Raw genomic sequence first — 24,288 nt, forward strand, 5'->3', positions numbered from 1 at the left:
GACACTTGCCAATCGATGCCCCATGACCCGACGACCGCGACGTACCTATCGGACGTATTTGCCAGGGGGCCGGAGTGGCGGCTCTTCCACTGGCGGATCGAGCGGTCGGTCGGGTGGAGGCATCGGCGTCGGGTCGCTCTCGTCGGGAGGCGACTTCGGCGGCGGTGTCCCCGGCGGTTTGCCCGGGTCGAAGGGCTCAGGCAGGTGGGCATACAGGCGGGGGGCCTGCGTCAGCCGGCGAATTTCGGTATGGCGAATCTGGCTCGGCATGAGCAAGTCCTCGTCTGGCTCAATGCCAATAAGGGTCGACGGTGTAATACGTATGCACCTGCTCGGCCCAATGCATGTCGGCCATACTCGGCCAGTGGTCCTTGTCGAAGCCCGGCGCCTTCTTGAGGGCGTCCTTGTCGATGTCGAGAATGAAGCGCTTGTTCTCCACGTCGAGCTGCAAGGCATGCCAGGGAATGGCGAACAGCTTGTCACCCATCCCGAGAAAGCCGCCGAACGACAACACGGCATAGGCCACCGTGCCGCGCTGGACGTCGAGCATGATGTGCTTGACCTTCCCGAGGCTTTCGCCCGAGGGGTTCACCACGTCTTCGGCGTCGAGCGTGTCGGCAGCCATCACCGACGGGCCCGGACCATCGGGCAGCTTGTGTGACGCGCCGACAATGCGGGCACCCGATTGACCTGATTGACCTGATTGGGGCATCTGGCCCCGGCCGGATTGCATAGTCATGATTCCTTCCTCCTTCGCTGATGACGTCGGGACACCTGCTATCCAGCGACATCGTTGTCATCGATGTCATCGGATGGCGCGTCGCCGACAGGGCGAGAGTGCGGTCTCTACGCGCCATCACGTGCTATCAGTACGATGCGGTGGCACCGTCGATACCGGCGTGATGACGCTGCGTTCTGCAAACTTTGGCGTTGCGGTCGACTTCGGTCGACGATCGACCGCATACCATGTGCCGGCCGTTACTTGGCCGATACCTTCAGATCGTTCTTGACGTCGACGACACCGTCCACGCCCTTGACCGTATCCTCGACGAGGGTCTTCTGTGCCGACTGCGGCACCGAACCCGTGAGATGCACCACACCGTGACGGGTGGTGACGTGAACCTTGGTCGACGGCACGTCCTTCTTCGCGAGCAGTTCGGCCTTGACCTTCGCCGTCAGCGCCGAATCGTCGATCTTGCGGCCGGTATCGCTCATCACGCTGCTGGCGCTGGCGTTATCGGCAATCTTGATGATCCCGCCCTGATCGAGTGCATGAGCGGCAATCCCCGTCGTTGCAAGTGCGCCCGCCATGACGAGCTTGAGCAGATTGGATTGTTTCATTTTCGACCTCCCGAAATGAGTCGTCGCATCGCCAGCATTGCTGCTTCGGGGCGTCACCTCCTGCACATTCCGATGTGCGGCGCCCATACGACAACCGAGTTTTAGGTGATACATCCCCTCGCCCGGAGATGCTCGGTCTTGCCCTGTGACCCGCACCGCCGATGCATGTCGCATCGCCAATGCCGGGTATCCTTTTGCGATTCGCGTTAACCGTTTTCTCGCAACGCGTCGTTACGCCTGTCCCGTGCGTACGACATCAAATCTTGTGCCCTGTCTGACTTTCGCCGGGCCGGCTCATCGCTTCTATCCGTCTCTCGTGCAAGCGGTTATCGACGCCGAGCACGCCCTCGACCTTCGACACCTCCGTTTGCACCACATGCTGCATCCAACGCTCCGGCACGAAGCCGGTGAGCAAGACCAGACCGGACGTGACGGTCACCTCGACGTGAGAGACATCGAGATCGACGGCAGCGGACAACGTCTTGCGGATGTCGTCGTGAATGGCCGGGTCGGATCTTGACGAGTCACGCGAGCGGGCTTGCACCGAAACCTTTGTCGTCTCTTGCGACTGGCCTTCTGCGCCTGCGCTCGCATGTCCTCGTTCCCTGCTCCCGACACTGCCACCCTCATCGCTACGGCCCCGACTCCCTGATGCCAGACCGGCTTCGCCCGCTATGTCATCAACGTTCTCGATCTCCTGCGCCCCGACCGTGCCTTCCGGCCACTCGACTCGACGCGCCTTCGATGGACTCTTTAGCTGCGGTGCGGCATCCGACGCATTTCGTCCGGTACCTGCATAGTCGTCGTGTGGCCCGTAGGCACTTTGCCGACCAAACCTCGGATGCGCACCGGGCGCGGCATCCGCAGGCCCATAACCGCTCTCTTCACCGTGCGCGATCTCGGGCGCATACCCGTGACCGCCGGCATCCCCAGTCGAATCCGTCCTGCTACCCGCTGTCGCACGCCCCTTCGGTGCCGATGCACCCAACCATTTCGGATCACGCTGATCGTGCGCCCGAGCCGCTTGCGCTTCACGCTCGGACGACTGTTTGGCCTCGTGCGTCTGCGCCTTGCCTGTGTCCTCCGAGGCCTGCGTGGCCGAGGCTGGGGCACCGCTCGTCTCGGCGTCTCCGTCTTCGTGCGTCAACGCGTGCTGCTGATGCTCCGACGCATACTTCGCTTTGTCGTGCGCCGCCTTGCGCGTTGCGGGCAACGTTGGCGACGGGGGGATACGCTTCGCCATGACAGACTCCTTGGCTGCAATCCGTGCTATTGAGACTCGCACCGGACTTGTTGAAAACGATTGTAGAGAGCCGGTTTCATTCGGCGAATCGGCGGAATCTGAAAGACGTGTAGGCGGACGCTGGCAAAATGCCTCGCCCCATTGGTGAATGACGTTTTTTTATGAAAATTTACCTACCAATCAACGACTTGGCGTCGTCTTCTGAGGTCCATTGGGAACTGGGGGGATGAGGAAAAACAGGGGAGCGCGCGCGACGATTGCGTCTGCCATCGCCAGAGAATCGGACAATTCCTACAGATCGGAGCCCGCACCGAACTGCCGCACGGCGGCGGCACGGGTTATTTCGGAAATACGCCGCTAAGCAGCCGTGTCTGCGTCAGACGCCACGATGACGCGATTGCGCCCGGTCTCCTTCGCCCGGTAAAGCGCTTCGTCCGCCGCCTTGACGAGGACATCGACCGTCTCCCCGCCCTGCGGGGTGCGACTCGCGACACCCACGCTCACCGTCACATGGCCGAAGTCGCTTGAAGTGTGCGCGAGGTTCAACCGGTCGACAGCCAGACGAATGCCCTCCGCAACCCGCTGTGCGCCCAGCGCATCCGTGTCCGGGAGCACCGCGATGAACTCCTCGCCGCCGTAGCGCCCGGCGGCGTCGGACGGTCGTTGCAGCGCCCCGCCAATCGCCCCGGCCACCGCGGCGAGCGCCGCGTCGCCCGCCTGGTGGCCATGCGTGTCGTTGTATCGCTTGAACCAGTCGATATCGACGAACGCCACCGCCATCGGATGTCCCGCGCGACGCATGCGCCGCCACTCCCTGGCGAGAATCTTGTCGAGCGAGCGACGGTTCGAGAGGCCCGTCAGGCCGTCGGTCCGGGCCAGCAGACTCAGTTCTCGCTCGGCTCGCAAGCGCCGCCGCAGCTGGGCGGCCAGCAGCGTCGAGGTGATGACGAACCCGATGTTGAGCAGCAGAAACAGTCCGCCGAATTCGATCACGCGCTTGTGCCATGGCGCCAGCGTCTCGTCGCTGGACGTCACGACGATCAACGTCAACGGCACATTACTCAGAAAGCGTCGCGACATCAGACTGTCGCGACCGAGAAAGCGGATGGGGTAAATCTTGTGGTCATCACGCCCCGGCGGCAGTGCTTCGTAACGCCCGGTCTGCGCCATCGTGAGACCGATCACGCTGGCGTCGAACGGCTTGCGCATGAGAATCGCGCCGTCCTTGCCTAATAGCAGGATCACGCCGTCGCGCCCGACCTCGATGTGGTCGAAGAGATGGCGAAAGTACTCGGTATCCACCGCGAGCGACACCACCCCGCCGAACGAGCCGTCCGGACGCGTGATCCGGCGACTCAGCACCATCGTCGGCGCATTGGCACGAAGTCTCGACTGAAGGAAGCCGCTGACGAACAACCCCACCGCAGGGTTATCGCGATGCACCTTGAAGTAATCCCGATCCGAGAAGTTGAACGGGCGCGGCGATTCGCTTTCGGCGTCGATGACGATGTTTCCGGCGGGATCGAGCACCACCAGCGAGCCGATGTAACGCGACGCCCCGGCCCGCTCGAAGATCAGTTCGCGGCGCAACGTAGGCGTGAGCGCCTCGACGTCAGGCCGCGCGAGCAGCTTCACGACCGCGTCGAGCGAAAGCTCGTAGACATGGAAGTTGAGTTCGAGGTCGCGCTCCATCACCTCGGCAATGTTGCGCTGGTTGTCCGCCGCGCGCGCGAGCACCAGCAGACGTCCCTCGTAAAGCAGCGCCACGGCGACCGCCGTCAGGAGCACGGAAATCCCGACGCCGCTCCAGACAATCAGCGTCGGCGTGCGCGACACCCAACGCACCGCTGTACTCACCGCGACTGAAATGCGTGCCTGCAACCGATGCATCGGCATCCTTGCGCGCCCTCCCTGGCAAAGGTGACACCGTCACGCCATGAAGTCGGCGGCCATGTCGGCGTCGGTACGCGCTTCGAGTTGCCCGTCGCGGCAGGCTTTACGAAACACCTCGTAATCGCGCTCGACCTGATCGGCATAATCCGTCGCGTAATGGATCAGCGCCTCGCCAAGCCGGATGCCCTTGCCGACATAGCCGACCAATTCCGCAGCGCACCCGCCCGCCTTGGCATGGGCGCGAGCCAGCACCCAGCCGCACAGGCTTGCGTATTCGCGGAAGCCATCGGCACGGAACAGCTCGAACTGCGCGGAGATCTTCATGTCCCGCAGTTGACGTCCGTAGATCGCCCGGCCAAACGGGCCCGTGCCCCAGCCGAGGAAAGCATCGGACGCCGCCTGCATCAGCCGCTGGCCTTCGACCACGCGACGTCCGTCGTGCCTGGGCGTCACATTCCTGAAGAAACGCGAGACCACCGACTTCGACGCTTCTTTGAATTGCAGGAACAGCGGCTGATCGTGCGTATCCATCATCATCAGCACCAGACAGCGGGTGCCGACGCTGCCGACACCCACGACCTTGAATGCCAGATCCTGTTGCGTGTAACTCTCGAGCATGCGGGCACGATCAGGGGGTAACGAGCTGAGGTAGCTCTTATAGACGGGGGTGAACAGCGTGCGCCAGTCCCCCAGACCGAGCCAGTCGTCCTCCGGGCCGAACAAGGTCGTCGCGCCATGGACATGGAAGACGGTGGGCGGCGTATCGCGAATCTGCCAGCGATCGCCAACCTGCTGGGCAAACTTGGGCAGCACATTCTCATGCGTGCGGCCGGACGCACGGGCGATGCCCCGCTTCACCCCTTCGCGCACCCGGTCCGTACCGGCCATTTCCAGCATGCGCTCGAAGGTGATCTGCTCGTGCCACAGCTCGATCGTCGGCATGTGGGCGTACTCGTCCAGGCGTCGCGCGTAAGCATCGACGGCCGCCCGGACCATCTCCACCCCCAGGGTGTCGCCGAAGCCGAACTGCCGCGCCGCCAGCACCAGACTGGCGCACAAGCGTTTGAGGTCCCACTCCCACGGCCCCGGGGCCGTTTCGTCGAAATCGTTGAGATCGAAAATCAGGGTGCGCTCGGGCGTCGCAAAGCCGCCGAAGTTCGCGAGATGGCAATCCCCGCAGATCTGCATCGTCAGACCGCTGCTTGGCGTGCCCGCCAGATCGTGGGCCTGCACGATGGCGCTGCCCCGATAGAACGCGAACGGCGACGCCAGCATGCGCCCGTAGCGCAACGGCACGAGCGCCGCCACGCGGCCCTCGCTACTGGTACGTAGCAGTTCGACGATGTCGCGGTCGATGTTGCCGAGGTGGGAATGACTGCTGCGGGGCGTTTTCTCCCGCAGGCGGCGGCCGGCGGCCACGCGCGCTTCGAACGGAACGGGCGGGATAGCCAGCGCCGGGGGTGATGCGACGGCCGCCGACGCAGAGGGTGCGCCGGAGATCGTGACATCTGCCGAACTTGTCTTTTTCATCAACGACTTAACGGGCATGACCGGCTCCTGATGCAGGCGATGGCGGAGATCCTTGCGCCGATGCCGATGGCACAGTCCCATCTTCCGGTGCCTGGGCAGGGGCCGGGTACCAATGCTCCGGCCGGATCGTCAGCGGCGAATGCGGTTGCTCTTCGAAATGCGGCGACATGATCTGCACGCCGTAGCGGTTGAACACGTCCTGAATCCCTTCGTGCAACGCCGAAATCGCGGCAAAGCGGGTCGACGGATCACGCAAGGTGGCGAAAATCTCATACTCGACATAGAAATCGGACAACGCACGTTGCAGCACGTACGGGGCAGGCTGCGCGACGACTTGCGGCGTCTGCAAGGCGGCCTCGATCAGCATGGCGTGCACCTGACGCCACGGCGTGTCGTACCCGATCGTCAGCGTGGTGCTGATGGCGACACCTCCGCCGTGGCCCTTTGCCGAGAAATTGCGCACGGTCGACGCCACCACGACCGCGTTGGGAATCGTCAGCTCTTCCTGCGCCATGTTGACGAGCTTCACCGACAGGGCATCGACCCCGACCACGACGCCCGTCGCGTCGCCGATCGACACGAGATCGCCCTTCTTCAACGACCGGCTGTAAATCACGATCATCCCGCTCATCAACTGATTGACGATACCGCTCGACCCCAGCGTGACCATCAGGCCCAGCAAGACCGAGAGGCCCTTGAAGACGTCGCTCTGCGCGCCTGGCATGTACGGATAGGCGAAGGTCAGCGCCAGCCCCCACACCACCACCGACACGACACGCCGCGTGGCGCCGGCCGTCTCGGGGTGCATGCCGGGGATGGTGAGGCGTCCGTTCTGTACGGCGTCGAAGATATTGTTGACGAGGCTTTGCAGCGCGCGCGTGAGCAGGAAGATGACGATGACGGTCAGAATGCCGGGGATGGCCCCCGCCACGCCGAGCCCGAACTTGTCGACCAGCGACCAGAGGAAATCGGACATGCGTCCCGCCATGGGCTGACTGGCGGGGAACTGCATCAACATGAAGATCAGGTAGAGATAGGCGAGCGCCAGTGCGACGCACACGGCGCCGATCTGCACGATCTGATGCACCAGATGGAAGGCCGAGCCCGTCCAGTCGAAAGTGCGCGCCGTTCGCTTCAGGACACGCTTCTCCAACGCCCCCTGCAGCCATGCCTCGAGTCGCGCGCGGGTGCGCCCGACCGTGATCACCAGAATGACAAGAACGACGGCCCCCAGCGCACTGAGCGCGATGCCGCGCAGGATCGTCGGCCAATGGAGTTGCTGCCGTCTGGCGGCGAACGCAACCTGGAGGTTCTTCTGGACGTCGGCGGCCACGGCGTCGAGCGAGCGCGGATCGCCGGGCGCGAGGTCGTCGGCCGTCAACGCAAAGAGAATCCGGTCCTGAAGGCGGAACGCCACGCCGGAGACACCCCCGAGCGATGCATGCAATACGTCGACCGGCGAATCGAAGACGCGCCCGGACAGGCTGTCGAGCACCGACCGGGCTCGCGCGGCGCGCACATCAGGTGTGGCGCCACCGAGCACACCGCGAAACGTCACGACCGGGCGATCCATGAAACGGAGCTCGACGCCGTCTTGCGGATCGCTGGCGCTGGCTGGCGCCGCCGCAGTCTCGGCAGACTGCGTCCCGTCTACCGAGACTGCGGCCCCCGACGACGGCGAGTCTTCGGATGTCGCCGCGATCACAGGCCACGCCAGCGTGACCCCGATCCCACATACCACCAGCACTTGCAACAGCCCCATGCGAATGCGCATATCACGGCTCCTGCGGGCAAGTTGGCCACCAAGATTGCACTCAGTGAGAGGAAATCCTACGGAAATCAGGCAAAATCTAGGGCTGCTGTATTTCGCCCCTGTCGTGTCACCGATTCACAGCCGGCGTCGAAGCCCCCGAGGGGTTGCCTCCGGCACGTTGGTACACGACGCTAACGCAGTGTTGACTCCGGTTGGCATCGGTTGCCGCCGGTCACCGCAGACGACGCAGACCGGGGCGGGTATGGACGGATTATTCACCATGGCATCGGCACTGTCGAGCATCGACGCGGATCGACTCCCATCGATCCGGGCCCCTTCGATACCCGTCGAGACGACTGACGCGCAAGCGAGCCGATGCCTGAGCTCTCGGAAATATTCCACCGCAATCCTCAACTATTGGCCCGGTGTGCCGATAACCAGTTAAGCGGGACTTTTCGGTCGGTTTTCATATGTCCAGTTCGTACAGTGGTTGGCTCGTTGCGCTTTCGCTAGCCGTGGCAGTCCTGGCGTCGTTTACGGCGCTCGATCTTTCAGGTCGCATCTATCTCATGACCCATCGTGGCATGCGCCACGCATGGCTCGCCGTGGGCGCGACCGCCATGGGCATCGGGATCTGGTCGATGCACTTCATCGGCATGCTCGCCCTGTCGCTGTCACCCTCATGGTCGCCTCTGGCATCGAACGCCACGCTGCCGCTGGGCTACGACCCGGCGATCACGGCGGCGTCGCTCGGCATCGCGATCGTGATTTCCTGGGCCGCGCTGTGGCTCGTGGCAAGCGAACCGTTCACCCGCTGGCGCCTGGGCTGCGCCGGCGTCCTGCTGGGACTCGGCATCGCAGCCATGCACTACTCCGGCATGGCTGCCATGAAGATGGATCCGGACATCAGTTACGATCCGGTGCTTTTCATCGCCTCGATCCTCATCGCAATTGCCGCAGCCACGGCGGCGCTCTGGATCGCCCGCACCTTGCGCGACGGCAGTCTGCGCTACGTGATGGCCAAGCGAGTGGGTGCGGCCGTCGTCATGGGACTGGCCATCACGGCGATGCACTACACCGGCATGTCCGCCGCGACCTTCTCGGCCGGCGCGGTATGCGGGGCGGCCAACGGCGTCAGTTCGTCGTGGCTGGTGACGACCGTCAGCCTCTTTACCTTCCTGATTCTGGTCACCACCCTGCTCGTCTCCCGCCTGGACGCCCGCACCAGCTTTCTGGCCAGTTCCGTCCTGCAACTCAATACGCAGATCGCACGCATGGCGACTTATGACGCCCTGACCGATCTGCCCAACCGTCGCGCGTTGCACGACGCCGCCGCGCGCATGCTGATCAACTCCCGTCGTGATCAGCGCCGTTTCGCCGTGCTGTTCATGGACCTCGACGGCTTCAAGACCATCAACGATTCGCTCGGCCACAATGTCGGCGACGACGTGCTGCGCGCCTTCGCCAAACGACTGCGCAAGAACGTGAACGGCGACGACGTGGTAGCGCGGCTGGGCGGCGACGAATTCGTGGTTCTGCTCGGCTCGCTGTCGTCGCCGGAGGTCGCGGGCCGCGTGGCGCAACGTCTGCTCGACGACATGCGCGACGGACTGAAGGTCGGCAATCAGTCGCTGCACGTGATGCCCAGCATCGGCGTGGCGCTGTTCCCGGACGACGGCGACAGCATCGATCTGCTGCTCAAGCACGCCGACACGGCCATGTACGAGGCCAAGCGGGCCGGGCGCGGTATCTTCCGCTATTTCGAGCCGCGCATGAATGCCGCCGCACAGCGCACCTGGGAGATCCAGCAGGCGCTGCACGACGCCGAGAGCGAGCAGTACTTTTCGCTGAACTTCCAGCCGAAATATCGGGGTGACACGGAGGCACTGGCCGGCGCCGAAGCGCTGCTGCGCCTGTCGCATCCGACGTTCGGCGAATTGCAGCCGGCGGATTTCATCCCGGTGGCCGAGCGCACCGGCCAGATCGTGCAAATCGGCTATTGGGTCGTGCGCGAAACGTGCCGGCACATCCGGGAATGGGACGCTGCGGGACTGCCGCCGGTCAAGGTCGCAATCAATCTGTCGCCGCGTCAGATGGCGCAGTCGCTGCTGGTCGAGAACATTCTGGAGATCGTGCGCGACGCCGACATCGCCTGCTCACGGCTGATGTTCGAAATCACGGAGACGGTGGCGATGTTCGATGCGCAGCACACCATCGACGTGATCCGGGCGTTTCAGGAGCATGGCTTCGAGGTCGCCATCGACGACTTCGGCACGGGATATTCGAGTCTGGCGTACTTGCAGCGCTTTCGCGTCAAGCAACTGAAGATGGACCGCTTCTTTACCAACGGCCTCGACACGTGCGGACGTGAAGGCAGCGCGGTCGTCTCCGCGATCATCGCACTGGCGCACTCGCTGGATATGGATGTGGTGGCCGAAGGGGTCGAAACCGCATCGCAGCGCGAAGCCCTCAAAACGCTCGACTGCGATGAACTACAAGGCTTCCTGCTGGGCAAGCCGCTCACGAGCGACGCCTTCGCACGCCTGCTCGCCAACCTGCCGGGCATTCCCGGCGCGCCGGTGATGGCCTGATCGCCTGACGCCCACGTTTCCTCTCCTGCATCGCCTCTTCACATACAAATCATGGTTTGTTTTTTTCAAATACAAATCATGATTTGTATTTCATTACAGCATCCCGCTTGCATTCCGCAAAAAACAACCTAGAATTTGTTTATTGAAAAACAAACTAGGATTTGTATGAGCAACTTTGCCGTTCGCTCCTCGTCCGAACTCACCGAACTACTTCAGGCGTTTCGCAAGCAAACGGGATTGAAGCAGTCGGAAGTTGCCACCCGACTGGGCGTTACTCAGCAAACCATCTCCGCGCTGGAACGCAACGCCGATAAGGTCAGCGCAGACCGCCTTCTCCAGTTGCTCAATATTCTTGGCGTCGAGATGATTTTGCGCAAAGTCCCCGATGACGCTGTGGCAGAACCTCCCTCAGCACAATCCACCCCGCTATCGCCGGCAGGCAGGATTTCGACAGATAAGGAATGGTAATGGCAACGGCAGGACACGGACAGCCTCGTCGCCACAGGCTTGGTTTATGGATGAACGGTACTTTCGTCGGCACATGGAGCGTTAGCCCCAACGGCCGCGATCAGTTGCAGTACGCCGACAGTTGGGTCGAATCGGACGAAGGCCGCCCGATCTCGCAGTCGCTTGGATTTCTTCCCGGCAACGCGCCGCAGCGCGGTGAGGTCGTATCGGCCTATTTCGAGAACCTGCTGCCGGACAGCAAAGCGATTCGGGAACGGGTCGCCAGACGCTACCGACTCGCCACGACCGACGCATTCACGATGCTGGCCGAGGTGGGCCGGGATTGCGCAGGCGCCCTGCAAATTCTGCCGGACAGCATGACACCGGACGATATCGAGACCATCCAGGCAACGCCACTCAACGACACAGAGATAGCCGACATTCTGCGTGGAACCCTTCTGCCGCCGACGATGCGCGGTGCACCGCAGGACGAAGCGCCCGACGACTTCCGCATCTCCATCGCTGGCGCACAAGAGAAAACCGCGCTGCTCAAGCACATCATTACTGGTCGGTGGTGCCTGCCTCACAACGCCACGCCCACGACGCACATCCTCAAATTACCCATCGGTATGGTTGGCCACATGAAGATGGACTGGCGCGACTCGATCGAGAACGAATGGCTGTGTGCGCAAATTATCGAAGCGTATGGGCTCCCGGTTGCGGCATGCGAGCCCGTCGTGTTCGATGACATGAAGGCGCTATCCGTAGCGCGTTTCGACCGACGCTGGGTTGGACGCGATCCGCATGACGATCGGCCGTGGCTGCTGCGTCTGCCACAGGAGGACATGTGCCAGGCAACAGGCACGCCCCCGCACCTCAAATACGAAAATGAAGGGGGACCGGGCATCGATGCCGTCATGGATGTCCTTGGCAATTCGCTACATCCCGCGCGTGATCGCCGCCGGTTCTTTCTCGCCCAACTGCTCTTCTGGATGCTTCGTGCCCCTGATGGACACGCCAAAAACTTCAGCGTCTTCATCCGCCCGGGCGGCAAGGTCGAGCTGACGCCACTCTACGACGTGCTTTCCGCATATCCCGTCCTCGGCGACGGCCCCTCACAGACTTCGCCGAACCGGGTTGCGATGGCGATGGCCATTCGCGGCAAAAGCGCTCACTGGAAAATGACGACCATCCACCTGCGGCACTGGCTAAGCCTCGCGACAAGATACGGCATCACGACAGAGAACGGACGATCCGGCGCGAAACTCATCGAGGAGATCGTAGGGAGAACCGCTCAGGTCATCGAGACAATCGAAGCCCGACTGCCGCCGGGCTTTCCGGCACGTGTGGCCGAGCGAATACTGAATGGACTGGCGGCAGCGGCCGAAGCGCTCGGCCAGGAGCTGATGACAAACCCAACCGGCATCACTCCACCGAACGGAAAAAACTCCCGATAAAAATCAACGACTAACCGACGTCTCCTCAGAAACATCCTTAGCCTGATTTACCGACGCATCATCTGCCGTCAACGACTGCGTCGCGGCAAATTCTGCGGCACGCGCAAGTCTCGCCCGCATGCTTTCGTTTGCTACCGGCCCGGCAGTCGGCACGTGACGCTTCGGGTCCAGACGCACACCGGTCACGGCATCGACGACCACCGGTTCCACGACCTCGCCTGTCTCGCGGTCCACCAGTTGGGCCGCGATGCCCTCCGGCGCGAAATGCCGGTTGCCCCAGGCCAACAACGCCCACAGCACAGGACGGAAATCGCGCCCGGCATCCGTCAGCACATATTCGAAACGCGGCGGACGGTCGCAGTACTGACGCCGCGCCAGCAAACCTTCCTCCACCAGCGCATTCAGTCGACGTGTCAGCATGTTCGGCGCGATGTCCAGCCGACGCTGAAAGTCGTCGAAGCGCGTGGTGCCATAGCCGGCTTCGCGCAGAATCAGAATGCTCCACCATTCGCCCACACGCTCAAGGCTGCGGGCGATGGGGCATTGCATATCGCGAAATGTCTTTCGGTGCATGAGGTTTCCTCCGTTCCGGGATGCCATGAACGACAAACCCTGCCTATTACCATGCAAGTGAGCATAAGCGCGTCGACACCGACGAGCAAGCCGGTCGGTGTCGATATCGCCCCGGATACCGAGGTTGCGCTTGGTGCCCGACGAATAGGCGCATTGAAAATCAATGACTTATTCGTCGTTTACAACGTTATTTCTCTAAAGTGAATTCCACTGCCACCCCCTCAATGTGCATCCGCACTAGGCGCTTTGGGAGGTGCAACCTTTCGCATGAGCGGCACCATCAACGTCACGCCAAGGAAAATAAGCCCCAACCCGGCGAAGATGTCGCCGAACGTGATGGTCTGCGCCTCGCGTAGCGTCAACAGCCAGAGCTGACGGAGCGCCTCAGTCTGCGCGTCGACGACATCGAGCCCCGCCGCGCTCATCCGCGCCCCTACTCCGGCCAGCCATTGACCGACGGCCGGATTGCCCACCCCCATGTTTTCCGCCAGGCGGAAGAAATGCAGGTTCGTGCGATCGTTGAGCACGGTCGTACAGACGGCAATGCCGATGGCGCCGCCCAGATTCCGCATCAGATTGAACAGCCCCGACGCCAGACGCAGCCGCGCAGGCGGCAGGCTACCCAACGTCAATGTCACGATCGGCGCCACCGCGAACTGTTGCGCCGCGCCGCGCAACGCCTGCGGCAGCATCAGTTGAGCCGTCCCCCAGTCGTGCGTGATCGGTGCAAACTGCCACATCGACAGCCCGAATCCACCGATACCGACCATCATCAGAATGCGCAGATCGACACGGTTGGCGAGCATCGTATAGACCGGAATCGACAGCAACTGGAAAATGCCCGTCGAGAAAACGGCCATCCCGATTTCAAATGCCGAGAATCCGCGCACCCGCCCCAGGAATAGCGGCGTGAGGTAAATCGTCGCGAAAATCCCGATCCCCGTGGCGAACGAGAAGAAGCACCCAAGCGCAAAGTTTCGCTGCTTGAGGGCGCGCAAGTCGACGATGGGTTGCGCATACACCAGACTTCGCCAGATGAACGCCACGCCGCACAGCCCGGCCAGCCAGGCGGTCGTACGAATCGTATCGTCACCGAACCAGTCCCAGCGCGGCCCCTCTTCCAAGGTGTATTCCAGACACCCCAGACTCACCGCCATCAACGCCATGCCGAGATAATCAGCCCCGCGCAGCAACGAAAAATCGGGACGGTCGATGCGCACCATCAGCGGCACGGTCACCGTCACGAAGATGCCGGGCACGATGTTGATGAAGAACAGCCAGTGCCACGAATAGTTATCGGTGATCCAGCCGCCGATGGTCGGGCCCAGCGTTGGCGCCAGCGACGAGAGTCCGCCGATCACCGCCGCCGCCACGACACGTTGCGGGCCACTGAAGAACGCAAACGCCGTGGTGAAGACGAGCGGAATCATCGAGCCGCCGAGAAACCCCTGCAACGCGCGGAACGCGATCATGCTCTGGATGTTCCACGCAGCGCCGCACAGCAGACTGGCCAGCGTGAACCCGGCCGCAGAGGCGGCGAAGATCCAGCGCGTCGACATCACGCGCGAGAGCCAGCCCGAGAGCGGGATCACGATGATCTCGGCGATCAGGTAGCTTGTCTGCACCCACGCGGTTTCGTCAGCACCGGCGGACAGGCCGCCACCGATATCGCGAAGCGACGCCGACACGATCTGAATGTCGAGCAGCGCAATGAACATCCCGACGACCATCGTCGCGAACGCGATCACCTTGGCCGGCGTGGACATCGAATCCGCCGAGAAGCCCCCGCCGGTCGGCGGCGGCGCAACGCCCCGACGTTCGTCGTTCGCAGAATGCGCGGGCTTCGCGCCGGCCTCGCCTTGCCCGCCGGCGGGGAACGGTTGTGCCGGTTGCGCCGCGCCGGCTTGTGCGGCGCTCATCTTGCCGCCACCTTGGCCGCGGACGGCGTGCCCGGCTTGCCGCCGTCGACGTTACCGTCACCCCGCGCATCGATCTCCGCCGTCACCGACAGACCGGGGCGCAGCGTGCCCAGACGACCGTCCGCCTCATCGAGCAGCACCCGTACCGGCACACGCTGGACGATCTTGGTGAAGTTGCCCGTCGCATTCTCCGGCGGCAGCACACTGAACTGCGCCCCCGTCGCCGGGGCCAGACTCGCGACCCGGCCATGGAAGACCCGGCCCGGCAGCACATCGGCTTCGATCTTCACCGGCATGCCCGGACGCAAGTGCGCGACCTGCCCTTCCTTGAAGTTCGCGTCGACCCACAACCCATGCGCCGGCACGACCGCGAGCAATTGCGTTCCCGCCTGCGCATAAGCCCCGGCGCGTGCGCGTCGATTGCCGACGGTGCCGTCGACCGGGGCGCGCAGCACCGTATATTCGAGATTGAGTTTGGCGATGTCACGCTCGGCGACCGCCTGTGCCAGCGCCGCTTGCGCCTGCTGCTTCTGCGTGGCGATCACATCCAGTTGGCGCTCGGCAGCGACCGCGCCGGCTTCGGCCCGCTCACGATTCGCTGCGATCTGCTTGTAATCGGCATCCGCCTTCTGGGCGCTTTGCACCGACACCGCCGATTTCGCAACGAGATCCTGATAACGCACCTGATCGTCATGCGCACGGCGGGCATCGGCCGTCACGGCCACGACACTCGCCCGGGCCTGCGCGATGACCGCCGTCTGCAATTTGGCGGTGGCGTCCAGATTTGCCAGTAGCGCCTGCTGCGCGGCAACGGCGCCCTCCGCCTTCGCCAGTGCTGCGCGGTAATCACGATCGTCCAGCCGCACGAGCACGTCGCCAGCGTGCACCGCCTGATTGTCCGTCACCAACACCTGCGCGATGTAACCCGGCACCTTCGGCCCCAGCACGGTGACGTCGCCGCCAACATAGGCATCGTCCGTCGACTCGAAATAGCGTGCCGTCGTCCACCAGTAAGTCCCGTAACCCAGCGCGGCAATCGCCGCGACGACCAATGCGCCGCGCACGACAAGACGGCGCGGGAATCCACCACGCTTGGGAGGGCCGCCCGACTGACTGGCGTTCTGGGCGGGAGTGCTCGGGGATGTCATGGATGGATCCTTCTTCGCTCTAAGGGTGAAAACAGGGAATGTCGAAACTCGCAACACAGGGGTTGCTTTCATAATGGAAGTGAGTATAGAGTTGCAACTATCATATTGCAAGTAACTCGTTAAATTCCATGAACGCAACCTCGCTGACGATCCCCGGCACGACCTCCCCGATCCTGCGCAATGCCTTGCTGGCATTGACTGTCAGCGCACTGGCAGGCTGCGCCGTCGGGCCCGATTACGTCGCCCCGAAGGCAGATTTACCCGCCCATTTCGAAGGCGGCGCTCTGTTGTCGCAGCGCGACGCTGGTCGCGCGACGGCGGACAAACCGCTTTCACTGGATACGTGGTGGACGAGTTTTCACGACCCCGTCCTGACGGGCATCGTCGAGCAGGCGCTCGCACAGAATCTGGATTTGCAGGCCGCGATGGCCCGCGTGACGCAAGCCCGGGCACAAGCCCGTGAGGCCGGGGCGCAACGATTACCATCCGTCACGCTCGACGGCAGCGTCACGCGCGAACATCAGTCGCTGGAGGGGCCATTGGGCGTGGTGGCGCGAAACATCCCCGGCTATAACCGCAATATGACGATCTACGACATTGGTGCGGGCGCCAGTTGGGAGCTGGATCTGTTCGGTGGCCTACAACGCTCGGCGCAAGCCGCCGGGGCCTTGGCGCAGGCAGCGCAAGCGCAGCGCGACGGTGTTCGTGTGAGCATCGTGGCCGAAGCGGCCGATGCCTATTTTCGTGTGCGAGCGGCGCAACGGCGTCTGGCCATCGCGCAGGATCAGATCGACACCGATGCACGGCTGATGGAAATCGTGCGCCTGCGCCTGAAAGACGGACTGGCAACGGTCCGGGAACTGGCCCAATCCGAGGCGCTGCTGGCTCAGGCACGTACGACGTTGCCACCCTTGCGCATCGAACGAGAGACGCAGTTGAACCGGCTGGACGTGCTGATGGGTGCAGCGCCGGGCACCTACGCCCGCCGCATGAGCCTCAATACACAGGATGACGATCTGAAGGCACGCCCGCTGACGATCCCCGCCATCGGCGACGCCAGCGCCCCCGCCGATCTGCTGCGCCGCCGCCCGGACGTCATCGCCGCCGAGCGGAAACTGGCGGCATCGAACGAACGCATCGGCGCGTCGCTGGCCGAGTACTACCCGAAGCTGTCGCTGTCAGGCGTGCTCGGCTTCGACACACTGGCTGGCGGACGCGTACCGAGCGTAGCCACCTTCCAGCCGCTCGCCGCGCTCGGTCTGCGTTGGCGTCTGTTCGATTTCGGACGCATCGACGCCGAAGTCGAACAGGCGCGAGGCGCCAATGCACAAGCGTTGGCGGAATATCGCCTGTCGATGCTGCATGCGACGGAGGACGTGGAGAACGCCATCGTCACACTGGTGGAGCTGGAACAGCAACGCAAGGATCTGGCGAGCGCGGTCGACGCACAAACGCGCGCGCGCGACAGCGCTCAGGAAGCCTATACCGGCGGGACCGTCAGCTTGTATGAAGTGCTCGATGCGGACCGCCAGTTGCTGGCGGTGCGTGATGCCGATGCCCGCGCACAGGCCGATAACGCCCGCGCAGCCGTGGCAACGTTCCGGGCACTTGGCGGCGGCTGGGAATCTGGCACGCCGGCGCTGGCGCAAACCTCCGGCAAGTGATGGTTGCAGGATCGACCGGGGTGTTCACCTTCGGTCAATCGAGCACGAAGCGCCACCCGCAACGGCGGTGGACAAGCGCTGTCAGGCTCGACGCCCGCGTCGCAGCACCGATGCTGACGGCGTAACGCCACTACTGACCCGACGCTTCGGCCCCGACGGCACGCTACGCCCCGCAGAGGCCGTCGATGCAGGCGGCGCCGACAGCATCGACTGATACGTCGCCGTCAACGCTTCCTGCGCGCTGATCTGCTCACGCAATCGCGCGACCACAACGTCCTGCAACGCTTTGGCCGAGCGCATTTCATGTTGCGCTTCGGTCATTGCGGCGAGCGCCGCTTCGGTTTCCTGCAACTGCCGCTGCGACTGCTTGCGTTCCTGCTGCAACGATTTGATGGACTCGCGTGCGGCGTCCAATTCCAGCATCAGACGACGCTCGTTCGCATCCGCACGTTCGGCGAGTCTGCTACGCTCGGCGTCCCACTCGGCGCGATGCGCTGCGTGTTCGTCCTGCAACGCTTGCGTCGCATCGCGGGCGGCGGAAAGCGCCTGACGCGACGCAACCGCATCCGCCTGGGCATCGATCAACAAGGCTTCGGCACGCCGGGCCTGCGCTTGCGCCTCATCCCTCGCCTGACGCGCATCAGCCGCTGCCGTTTCCGCCGAAGCGATCCGCTCGTGCAAAACGGCGCGCGCCTGCTCCAGCGCCTCTCGGTCTGCCAACAGCTCGGCTTCGCGAGCTTCCAGCACGGCACGTCGGGCTGCGGCCTCCTCAGCAAGCGCCGCTCGGCCTTCCTCCAGCGCCAACGTCCACAAGCCCAGCGCCGCGCGCGCCACCGACTCCGGCATCTCGATACCTTCCGGCACACCGGCAATGCCGTCGCCCGCGCCCTGCAAGCGCGCCCCCAATCCCGCAAACCAGGCATCCAGATACGGGCTGACCGTATTTGGCGAACCTCGCCCCAATTGCTGACGAATGCGTTCGATGGTCGGGCGCTGGCCCGCCATCAGCAGCGTGTCGGCGGCCGTCCAGACGTCGTGCTCCGAAATACCTCGGCCACCTTGCCGGGGCGATGGCGTGGGCGTGACGGATTTCGAGGTTTGAGACGTAGTCATTGCGCAGGACTCCCTGAATTCAGCGGCATTGCCAAATAACCCACGATAATGGAAGATTATCGTAACTTATTTATCACATACGTTATATTTACTACATATTACATAGTAAATCATATGTTCTGTAAGAAAATTACATCTCACGCCCCTACGGCATCCGAATCCGGCGTTGGCGCCGCAGTGAAAAAGCCGTCTGGTAAGGGCCTGCCCGCGCTGCTGAACCCCGCAACGCTCGACGCCGATGCGCGTGAAGCCGCACAGGCGCTTGCCCGAGAAGGCGACTCGGTCAATACGCGTCAAAGTTATCAATCGGCCATGCGCTACTGGATGGGCTGGTATCGCCTGCGCTATGGCGAAGCGCTCGTCGCGCCCTTGCCGCCCGCAGCGATCGTGCAATTCGTGGTCGATCATGCGCAGCGTCAGGGCAAGCACGGCCTGACGACCGAAATGCCGGAAGCCCTCGATGCCGCGCTGGTCTCGCAGGGTCTCAAAGCCCGGCTGGGGCCACCAGCGCTCGCCACGCTGCTGCACCGGATCAGCGTCATCGCCAAGCTGCATACATCGCGAGACCTGCCGAATCCCTGCGCGGAACCCGCCGTGCGCGAACTGCTCGCGAAAACGCGGCGCGCTTATGCAAAACGCGGCGTACGCACCGCCAAGAAAGACGCCCTCACGCGCGAACCGCTGCGGGCGCTGCTGGCAACCTGCGACGACTCGCTGCGCGGCAAGCGCGACCGGGCATTGCTGCTGTTCGCTTGGGCCAGCGGGGGACGTCGTCGCTCGGAAGTCGTACGGGCGACGTGCGAGAACGTGCGGCGCAGCGGGCCGGAGCATTACGTCTACACGCTGACATGGTCGAAAACGAATCAGCAGGGTGCGGATCTCCCTGAGAACGAGAAGCCGGTCACGGGTGTAGCCGCCGCTGCCCTCACCGACTGGCTCTCGGCCTCCGGCATCGAAACCGGCCCGATCTTCCGCCGTGTCAGGCGTGGCGGGCACCTCGGCGAACCACTCTCCGAGGCGGCGGTACGAGACATCGTGCGAGACCGATGTGCGCTCGCCGGCCTGGAGGGCGATTTCTCCGCACACTCGTTGCGCGCAGGTTTCGTGACCGAGGCCGCGCTCGCGCAAGTCCCGCTCGCGGAAACGATGACGATGACCGGGCACACCAGCGTTGCGACCGTTATCGGTTACTTCCGTCGGGCGGACATGCAGCGCTCACGTGCGGCCGACCTGATGGGCAGAGACGACGAAGCGGACGACAGCCAGCGTCACGGACAAGGCTCGTCCGAATGAACCGAAGCCCATGACGATGCCGGGGTGTCTGGCATAAAGATGTATTTCAGTGGTATCTTTTGTCGCGCCGGGCGTATGCCATAGTGAACATACCGCCTGCTGTGACTGCCGTTGTTCCCCCCATTGAACACTCATAGGTGCAGATCGTCATGCCTAGCTCCAACGCTTCCCAATCCCGCAATCGTGCGCTGATCGAACGACTGGGTCTGCTGACTCCGATCATTCAGGCGCCGATGGCCGGCACCTCCACACCGGCGCTGGCTGCCGCCGTCTCCAACGCCGGCGGGCTAGGCTCGGTCGGTGTCGCGGCCGTCAGTGCCGACGCCGCCCGCAAAGTCATTCACGAGACGCGCGCCCTCACGCGCAAGCCATTCAACGTCAACGTCTTCTGCCACGCGCCGGCCAAACTCGATACCGCACGCGACGCTGCGTGGCTTGCGTACCTCGCGCCGGAATTCGCCCGCTTCGAGGCCACCCCGCCCGCAACGCTGAGCGAGATCTACAAGAGCTTCGTGGCAGACGATGCGATGTACACGATGCTGCTGGAGGAACGACCCGACGTCGTCAGCTTCCATTTCGGGCTGCCGTCGCAAGACAAGATCGACGCGCTGCACGCCGCCGGCATCACGCTGTTCGCGACGGCGACGAATCTGGCCGAAGCCAAAGCCATTGAAGCGGCCGGGATCGATGCCATCGTCGCGCAGGGCTATGAAGCCGGCGGCCATCGGGGATGCTTCGAGGATCTCGGCGACCGCGTGCCCACGGACGACGAGCAACTCGGCACGCTCGCGCTAGTGCGCCTCATCGTCACGCATACGTCGGTGCCCGTCATCGCCGCCGGCGGCATCATGGACGGCGCAGGTATCGCCGCCGTGCTGGCCCTCGGCGCTCAGGCCGCGCAACTCGGCACGGCATTCGTCGCGTGCCCTGAGTCGTCGGCCGACGCCGCGTACCGTGAACGTCTCGCCGGCCCGAACCCGCCGCGCACGGCGCTGATTCGCGCCATTTCCGGACGCCCCGCACGCGGCTTCGTCAATCGTCTTTACGCCATCGAGCAAACAGCAGAGCGCCCCGACCTGCCCGCCTATCCGGTCACCTACGACGCCGGCAAGGCCCTCAACGCCGCCGCCAAGGCCAAAGGCAACAGCGATTACGCCGCGCAGTGGGCCGGTCAGGCAGCACCGCTGGCGCGTGCGTTGCCAGCCGCAGAACTCGTCGGTGTGCTACGCACAGAATTGCACGAGACGTTCGACACGCTGCGCGAACTCGCTACCACCTTCTGAGCGGGGCGACGTCATGACGGCTCGCATCACGCAACGTCTGGGCATGTCCACGCCGATCGTGCAGGCGCCAATGGCCGTCGCCTCGACACCGGCGCTGGCCGCCGCCGTGTCCAACGCGGGCGGGCTCGGCTCGCTCGCCGTCGGCAACATGGACGCTGCCGCTGCACGCAACGTCATCCGGCAAACGCGCGCGCTGACCTCCCATCCCTTCAACGTCAACGTCTTTACCCACGTGCCAGCCCGTGCCGATGCTGCACGTGAGGCAGCCTGGCTCGACTATCTCGCGCCGGAGTTCGCACGCTTCGAGGCCACGCCGCCCGCATCCCTGCGCGAGATTTACCTGAGCTTCGTCGAGGACGTGGCGATGTACGAGATGTTCCTCGAGGAGCGCCCGGCCGTCGTCAGCTTTCATTTCGGCTTGCCGCGACAGGCCTGGATCGATGCGCTGAAGGCGGCCGGGATCGTGCTCTTCGCCTCGGCGACGAATGAAGCCGAGGCCGAAGCCATCGAAGCCGCCGGGATCGACGCCATCGTCGCGCAAGGCTGGGAGGCCGGTGGTCATCGCGGACGCTTTAGCGACGAGGGCGACCGCCAACCGAGCGAAGACGAACAACTCGGCACCTTCGCGCTCGTGCGTCGGCTGGCCGCGCGCACCTCGCTGCCGATCATTGCGACAGGCGGCATCATGGACGGCGCAGGTATCGCCGCCGTGCTCGCCCTCGGCGCGCAGGCGGCACAAATGGGCACCGCGTTCGTCACCTGCCCGGAGTCCGGCGCGGACGCCGCCTACCGAGACACGTTGCTCAGCGGGCAGCCGCCGCGCACGGCGCTCATCCGCGCCATCTCGGGGCGTCCCGCGCGCGGGCTCGCCAATCGTTTCTGGGCGTTGGAACAAGTCGCGGACAGGCCCACTATCCCCGACTATCCCATCACCTACGACGCCGGCAAGTCACTGAACGCCGCCGCCAAGGCACACAAGGACAGCGGCTATGCGGCACAATGGGCCGGTCAGGCGGCACCGCTGGCGCGCGCCCTGCCGGCAGCGCAGTTGATCGACGTCCTGACACAGGAGACGCGCGAGGCCATTCAGCAAGTGATTGCCGATACCTTTGGTGCGGCATCGTAACCACTCGCGCTTGCCATGACCGGGGCAGCGGCAATGATGTCTGCCCCCGTCGACCCATCCGCTTCGGAGACTTCAAGGCATGTTCAAGGCCATCTTGTTGACGCGGTCCGACGGCGCCACGCACGCTGCCGTGACCGAATTGCCGGACGATGCACTGCCCGCCGACGGCGATGTGCTCGTCGCCGTCGACTACTCCACCATCAATTACAAGGACGGCCTCGCCATCACCGGCCGCGCCCCGGTCGTGCGCACGTGGCCGATGGTCGCCGGTATCGACGGCGCAGGCACCGTGCTCGAATCGTCTCACCCCGCGTGGCGCAAGGGCGACCGCGTAGTGCTCAACGGTTACGGTGTCGGCGAGACTCACTGGGGGTGCCTCGCCCAGAAAGCGCGCCTGCGCGGCGACTGGCTCGTGCGCCTGCCGGAACGCTTCTCGCCGCGCGACGCCATGATCATCGGCACCGCCGGTTACACCGCCATGCTGTCGGTGATGGCGCTGGAGCGCAGCGGCGTGGCGCCTCATCACGGCGACGTGCTCGTCACCGGCGCCTCCGGCGGCGTAGGCTCGGTGGCCATCGCGTTGCTCAGCTCGCTCGGTTATCGCGTGGTGGCATCGACCGGCAAGCTGCATGAGGCGGAGTATCTGGAAGCGCTGGGGGCAGCGGAAGTCATCGACCGCACCCTGTTGTCGGACCCGGGCAAGCCACTGCAAAAGGAACGCTGGGCAGCAGTTGTCGACTCGGTCGGCTCGCACACGCTCGTCAATGCGATTGCGCAGTTGCGATACGGCGGCGTGGCAACGGCCTGCGGTCTCGCCCAGGGCATGGACTTTCCGGCGAACATGGCGCCGTTCATTCTGCGCGGTGTGACGTTGCACGGCATCGATAGCGTGATGGCCCCGCGCGAATTGCGTGAGGAAGCCTGGCAGCGGCTCGCGCGCGATCTGGAACCGCAGAAGCTCGGTGGCATCTCGCACGATGTGGGTCTGGCGGATGCCATCGGCATCAGCCAGCGCATCGTGAAAGGCGAGATTCATGGGCGCGTCGTGGTGGATGTGAACCGCTGACGCGTCACCTGTCACTCGGTCAACGCGCTACGAAAACACAAAGGGCAGCCGAATGGCTGCCCTTTGTGTTTCATCGGACACTCACTGAGATCGCACAGGATTTCAGTGACTGCCGCCCAGATACGCCGCGCGCACCTTGTCGTCGTTACGCAGATTTTCCGCCGGACCGTGCACGGAAATGCTGCCGTTCTCCAGCACATAGCCGTAGTCGGCCACCGCCAGCGCCGCAGCGGCGAACTGCTCCACGAGCAGCATCGTGACGCCTTCGGCCTTCAGGTTGCTGATGATGCGGAAAACCTCGTCGACCAGAATCGGCGCCAGCCCCATCGACGGCTCGTCGAGCAACACGATGTCGGGACGCAGCATAACGGCACGCGCCATCGCCAGCATTTGCTGCTCTCCGCCGGAGAGCGTGCCGGCCAACTGATTTCGCCGCTCTTTCAGGCGCGGGAACAGGTCCATGGCGCGGTCCAGATCGGCTGCCACATCGCCGCGCGGGCGGCTCCCCGTCAGGCGAGGAAACGCGCCCAGCCGGAGATTGTCCGTCACCGACATGGTGGCGAATACACGGCGTCCTTCCGGCGAATGCGCCAGACCCAGTTTTGCGATGCGATGCGAGTCGAGCCCGTCGATGCGCTTTTCGCCGAGCGTGATTTCACCGGAGGTCGGCTTGATCATGCCGGACACGGCACGCATGGTGGTCGTCTTGCCCGCACCGTTCGAGCCGATGAGCGTGACGACCTGACCGCCCGGCACGTCGATATCGATGCCGTGCAGCACCTGCACCTTGCCGTAGCCGGCTTGCAGATTACGAATGGAAAGCATAGGGGTTCCGTTGGTTCGTCTGT

General features: G+C 64.0%; 19 protein-coding genes. 8 read left to right on the forward strand and 11 right to left on the reverse strand.

Annotated features, from left to right (window positions below):
* Positions 1 to 289 precede the first annotated feature (289 nt).
* The 6 genes from C5N93_RS24675 to C5N93_RS24700 all read right to left on the reverse strand — a co-directional run bounded on the left by C5N93_RS24675 (position 290) and on the right by C5N93_RS24700 (position 7,781).
* On the reverse strand, positions 290 to 712 hold the full coding sequence (locus C5N93_RS24675) for a PRC-barrel domain-containing protein (RefSeq protein WP_347403326.1): 423 nt from the start codon (positions 710 to 712) through the stop codon (positions 290 to 292).
* A 266-nt stretch (positions 713 to 978) separates the two neighbouring features.
* Positions 979 to 1,341 (reverse strand): BON domain-containing protein, encoded by a 363-nt coding sequence (locus tag C5N93_RS24680; protein ID WP_242561309.1) that lies wholly within the window; start codon positions 1,339 to 1,341, stop codon positions 979 to 981.
* Between the two features lie 256 nt (positions 1,342 to 1,597).
* The gene (locus C5N93_RS24685) at positions 1,598 to 2,584 is read right to left on the reverse strand and encodes a BON domain-containing protein (protein WP_242561310.1); all 987 of its coding nucleotides are present in this window, start codon (positions 2,582 to 2,584) and stop codon (positions 1,598 to 1,600) included.
* A 357-nt stretch (positions 2,585 to 2,941) separates the two neighbouring features.
* Complete coding sequence (locus tag C5N93_RS24690) at positions 2,942 to 4,474, reverse strand: sensor domain-containing diguanylate cyclase (RefSeq protein ID WP_242561311.1); 1,533 nt, start codon at positions 4,472 to 4,474, stop codon at positions 2,942 to 2,944.
* Positions 4,475 to 4,513: 39 nt separating this feature from the next.
* A complete protein-coding gene (locus tag C5N93_RS24695) occupies positions 4,514 to 6,025 on the reverse strand; it encodes a DUF2252 domain-containing protein (protein WP_242561312.1) in 1,512 nt (503 codons plus the stop codon).
* Complete coding sequence (locus tag C5N93_RS24700) at positions 6,015 to 7,781, reverse strand: mechanosensitive ion channel domain-containing protein (RefSeq protein WP_242561313.1); 1,767 nt, start codon at positions 7,779 to 7,781, stop codon at positions 6,015 to 6,017. The genes C5N93_RS24695 and C5N93_RS24700 overlap by 11 nt, the downstream gene beginning before the upstream one ends.
* Positions 7,782 to 8,230: 449 nt before the next feature.
* On the opposite strand from C5N93_RS24700, the gene C5N93_RS24705 reads away from it, so the two are divergent.
* The 3 genes from C5N93_RS24705 to C5N93_RS24715 all read left to right on the forward strand — a co-directional run bounded on the left by C5N93_RS24705 (position 8,231) and on the right by C5N93_RS24715 (position 12,255).
* The gene (locus tag C5N93_RS24705) at positions 8,231 to 10,351 is read left to right on the forward strand and encodes an EAL domain-containing protein (RefSeq protein ID WP_069343396.1); all 2,121 of its coding nucleotides are present in this window, start codon (positions 8,231 to 8,233) and stop codon (positions 10,349 to 10,351) included.
* 165 nt (positions 10,352 to 10,516) lie between these two features.
* Positions 10,517 to 10,819, forward strand: coding sequence for a helix-turn-helix transcriptional regulator (locus tag C5N93_RS24710; RefSeq protein WP_242561314.1), 303 nt, complete (start codon positions 10,517 to 10,519; stop codon positions 10,817 to 10,819).
* Positions 10,820 to 10,869: 50 nt separating this feature from the next.
* Positions 10,870 to 12,255 carry a type II toxin-antitoxin system HipA family toxin gene (locus tag C5N93_RS24715; protein ID WP_242561315.1) on the forward strand — a complete coding sequence of 462 codons (1,386 nt, stop codon included), beginning with the start codon at positions 10,870 to 10,872 and terminating at the stop codon, positions 12,253 to 12,255.
* 3 nt (positions 12,256 to 12,258) lie between these two features.
* On the opposite strand, the gene C5N93_RS24720 is transcribed toward C5N93_RS24715, so the two are convergent.
* From C5N93_RS24720 to C5N93_RS24730, 3 genes are all read right to left on the reverse strand, one after another.
* The gene (locus C5N93_RS24720; protein ID WP_242561316.1) at positions 12,259 to 12,828 is read right to left on the reverse strand and encodes a helix-turn-helix domain-containing protein; all 570 of its coding nucleotides are present in this window, start codon (positions 12,826 to 12,828) and stop codon (positions 12,259 to 12,261) included.
* 221 nt (positions 12,829 to 13,049) lie between these two features.
* Positions 13,050 to 14,594, reverse strand: coding sequence for a DHA2 family efflux MFS transporter permease subunit (locus tag C5N93_RS24725; protein ID WP_242561411.1), 1,545 nt, complete (start codon positions 14,592 to 14,594; stop codon positions 13,050 to 13,052).
* 149 nt (positions 14,595 to 14,743) lie between these two features.
* Complete coding sequence (locus C5N93_RS24730) at positions 14,744 to 15,895, reverse strand: HlyD family secretion protein (protein WP_150720091.1); 1,152 nt, start codon at positions 15,893 to 15,895, stop codon at positions 14,744 to 14,746.
* 128 nt (positions 15,896 to 16,023) lie between these two features.
* Between C5N93_RS24730 and C5N93_RS24735 the strand changes: the two genes are divergently transcribed.
* On the forward strand, positions 16,024 to 17,559 hold the full coding sequence (locus C5N93_RS24735) for an efflux transporter outer membrane subunit (RefSeq protein ID WP_242561317.1): 1,536 nt from the start codon (positions 16,024 to 16,026) through the stop codon (positions 17,557 to 17,559).
* Positions 17,560 to 17,640: 81 nt separating this feature from the next.
* On the opposite strand, the gene C5N93_RS24740 is transcribed toward C5N93_RS24735, so the two are convergent.
* The gene (locus tag C5N93_RS24740; protein ID WP_242561318.1) at positions 17,641 to 18,672 is read right to left on the reverse strand and encodes a DNA-binding protein; all 1,032 of its coding nucleotides are present in this window, start codon (positions 18,670 to 18,672) and stop codon (positions 17,641 to 17,643) included.
* Between the two features lie 177 nt (positions 18,673 to 18,849).
* Between C5N93_RS24740 and C5N93_RS24745 the strand changes: the two genes are divergently transcribed.
* From C5N93_RS24745 to C5N93_RS24760, 4 genes are all read left to right on the forward strand, one after another.
* Positions 18,850 to 19,965, forward strand: a complete 1,116-nt coding sequence (locus C5N93_RS24745) for a site-specific integrase (protein WP_242561319.1) — start codon at positions 18,850 to 18,852, stop codon at positions 19,963 to 19,965.
* A gap of 149 nt (positions 19,966 to 20,114) precedes the next feature.
* Complete coding sequence (locus tag C5N93_RS24750; protein WP_242561320.1) at positions 20,115 to 21,248, forward strand: nitronate monooxygenase; 1,134 nt, start codon at positions 20,115 to 20,117, stop codon at positions 21,246 to 21,248.
* A gap of 13 nt (positions 21,249 to 21,261) precedes the next feature.
* Entirely contained in the window at positions 21,262 to 22,374 is a 1,113-nt protein-coding gene (locus C5N93_RS24755; protein WP_242561321.1) for a nitronate monooxygenase, read from the forward strand.
* Positions 22,375 to 22,453: 79 nt separating this feature from the next.
* Complete coding sequence (locus tag C5N93_RS24760) at positions 22,454 to 23,440, forward strand: MDR family oxidoreductase (RefSeq protein ID WP_242561322.1); 987 nt, start codon at positions 22,454 to 22,456, stop codon at positions 23,438 to 23,440.
* Between the two features lie 102 nt (positions 23,441 to 23,542).
* On the opposite strand, the gene C5N93_RS24765 is transcribed toward C5N93_RS24760, so the two are convergent.
* Positions 23,543 to 24,265 carry an ABC transporter ATP-binding protein gene (locus C5N93_RS24765; RefSeq protein WP_242561323.1) on the reverse strand — a complete coding sequence of 241 codons (723 nt, stop codon included), beginning with the start codon at positions 24,263 to 24,265 and terminating at the stop codon, positions 23,543 to 23,545.
* Positions 24,266 to 24,288 lie beyond the last annotated feature (23 nt).

It is taken from the genome of Pandoraea sp. LA3 (assembly GCF_022696215.1).
GTDB lineage: Bacteria > Pseudomonadota > Gammaproteobacteria > Burkholderiales > Burkholderiaceae > Pandoraea > Pandoraea capi.

Bases quoted from the DNA above. Each gene is read 5' to 3' on its own strand.
- C5N93_RS24675 (WP_347403326.1), bottom strand. From the start codon at position 712: ATGCCCCAATCAGGTCAATCAGGTCAATCGGGTGCCCGCATTGTCGGC.
- C5N93_RS24680 (WP_242561309.1), bottom strand. From the start codon at position 1,341: ATGAAACAATCCAATCTGCTCAAGCTCGTCATGGCGGGCGCACTTGCA.
- C5N93_RS24685 (WP_242561310.1), bottom strand. From the start codon at position 2,584: ATGGCGAAGCGTATCCCCCCGTCGCCAACGTTGCCCGCAACGCGCAAG.
- C5N93_RS24690 (WP_242561311.1), bottom strand. From the start codon at position 4,474: ATGCATCGGTTGCAGGCACGCATTTCAGTCGCGGTGAGTACAGCGGTG.
- C5N93_RS24695 (WP_242561312.1), bottom strand. From the start codon at position 6,025: ATGCCCGTTAAGTCGTTGATGAAAAAGACAAGTTCGGCAGATGTCACG.
- C5N93_RS24700 (WP_242561313.1), bottom strand. From the start codon at position 7,781: ATGCGCATTCGCATGGGGCTGTTGCAAGTGCTGGTGGTATGTGGGATC.
- C5N93_RS24705 (WP_069343396.1), top strand. From the start codon at position 8,231: ATGTCCAGTTCGTACAGTGGTTGGCTCGTTGCGCTTTCGCTAGCCGTG.
- C5N93_RS24710 (WP_242561314.1), top strand. From the start codon at position 10,517: ATGAGCAACTTTGCCGTTCGCTCCTCGTCCGAACTCACCGAACTACTT.
- C5N93_RS24715 (WP_242561315.1), top strand. From the start codon at position 10,870: ATGAACGGTACTTTCGTCGGCACATGGAGCGTTAGCCCCAACGGCCGC.
- C5N93_RS24720 (WP_242561316.1), bottom strand. From the start codon at position 12,828: ATGCACCGAAAGACATTTCGCGATATGCAATGCCCCATCGCCCGCAGC.
- C5N93_RS24725 (WP_242561411.1), bottom strand. From the start codon at position 14,594: ATGTCCACGCCGGCCAAGGTGATCGCGTTCGCGACGATGGTCGTCGGG.
- C5N93_RS24730 (WP_150720091.1), bottom strand. From the start codon at position 15,895: ATGACATCCCCGAGCACTCCCGCCCAGAACGCCAGTCAGTCGGGCGGC.
- C5N93_RS24735 (WP_242561317.1), top strand. From the start codon at position 16,024: ATGAACGCAACCTCGCTGACGATCCCCGGCACGACCTCCCCGATCCTG.
- C5N93_RS24740 (WP_242561318.1), bottom strand. From the start codon at position 18,672: ATGACTACGTCTCAAACCTCGAAATCCGTCACGCCCACGCCATCGCCC.
- C5N93_RS24750 (WP_242561320.1), top strand. From the start codon at position 20,115: ATGCCTAGCTCCAACGCTTCCCAATCCCGCAATCGTGCGCTGATCGAA.
- C5N93_RS24755 (WP_242561321.1), top strand. From the start codon at position 21,262: ATGACGGCTCGCATCACGCAACGTCTGGGCATGTCCACGCCGATCGTG.
- C5N93_RS24760 (WP_242561322.1), top strand. From the start codon at position 22,454: ATGTTCAAGGCCATCTTGTTGACGCGGTCCGACGGCGCCACGCACGCT.
- C5N93_RS24765 (WP_242561323.1), bottom strand. From the start codon at position 24,265: ATGCTTTCCATTCGTAATCTGCAAGCCGGCTACGGCAAGGTGCAGGTG.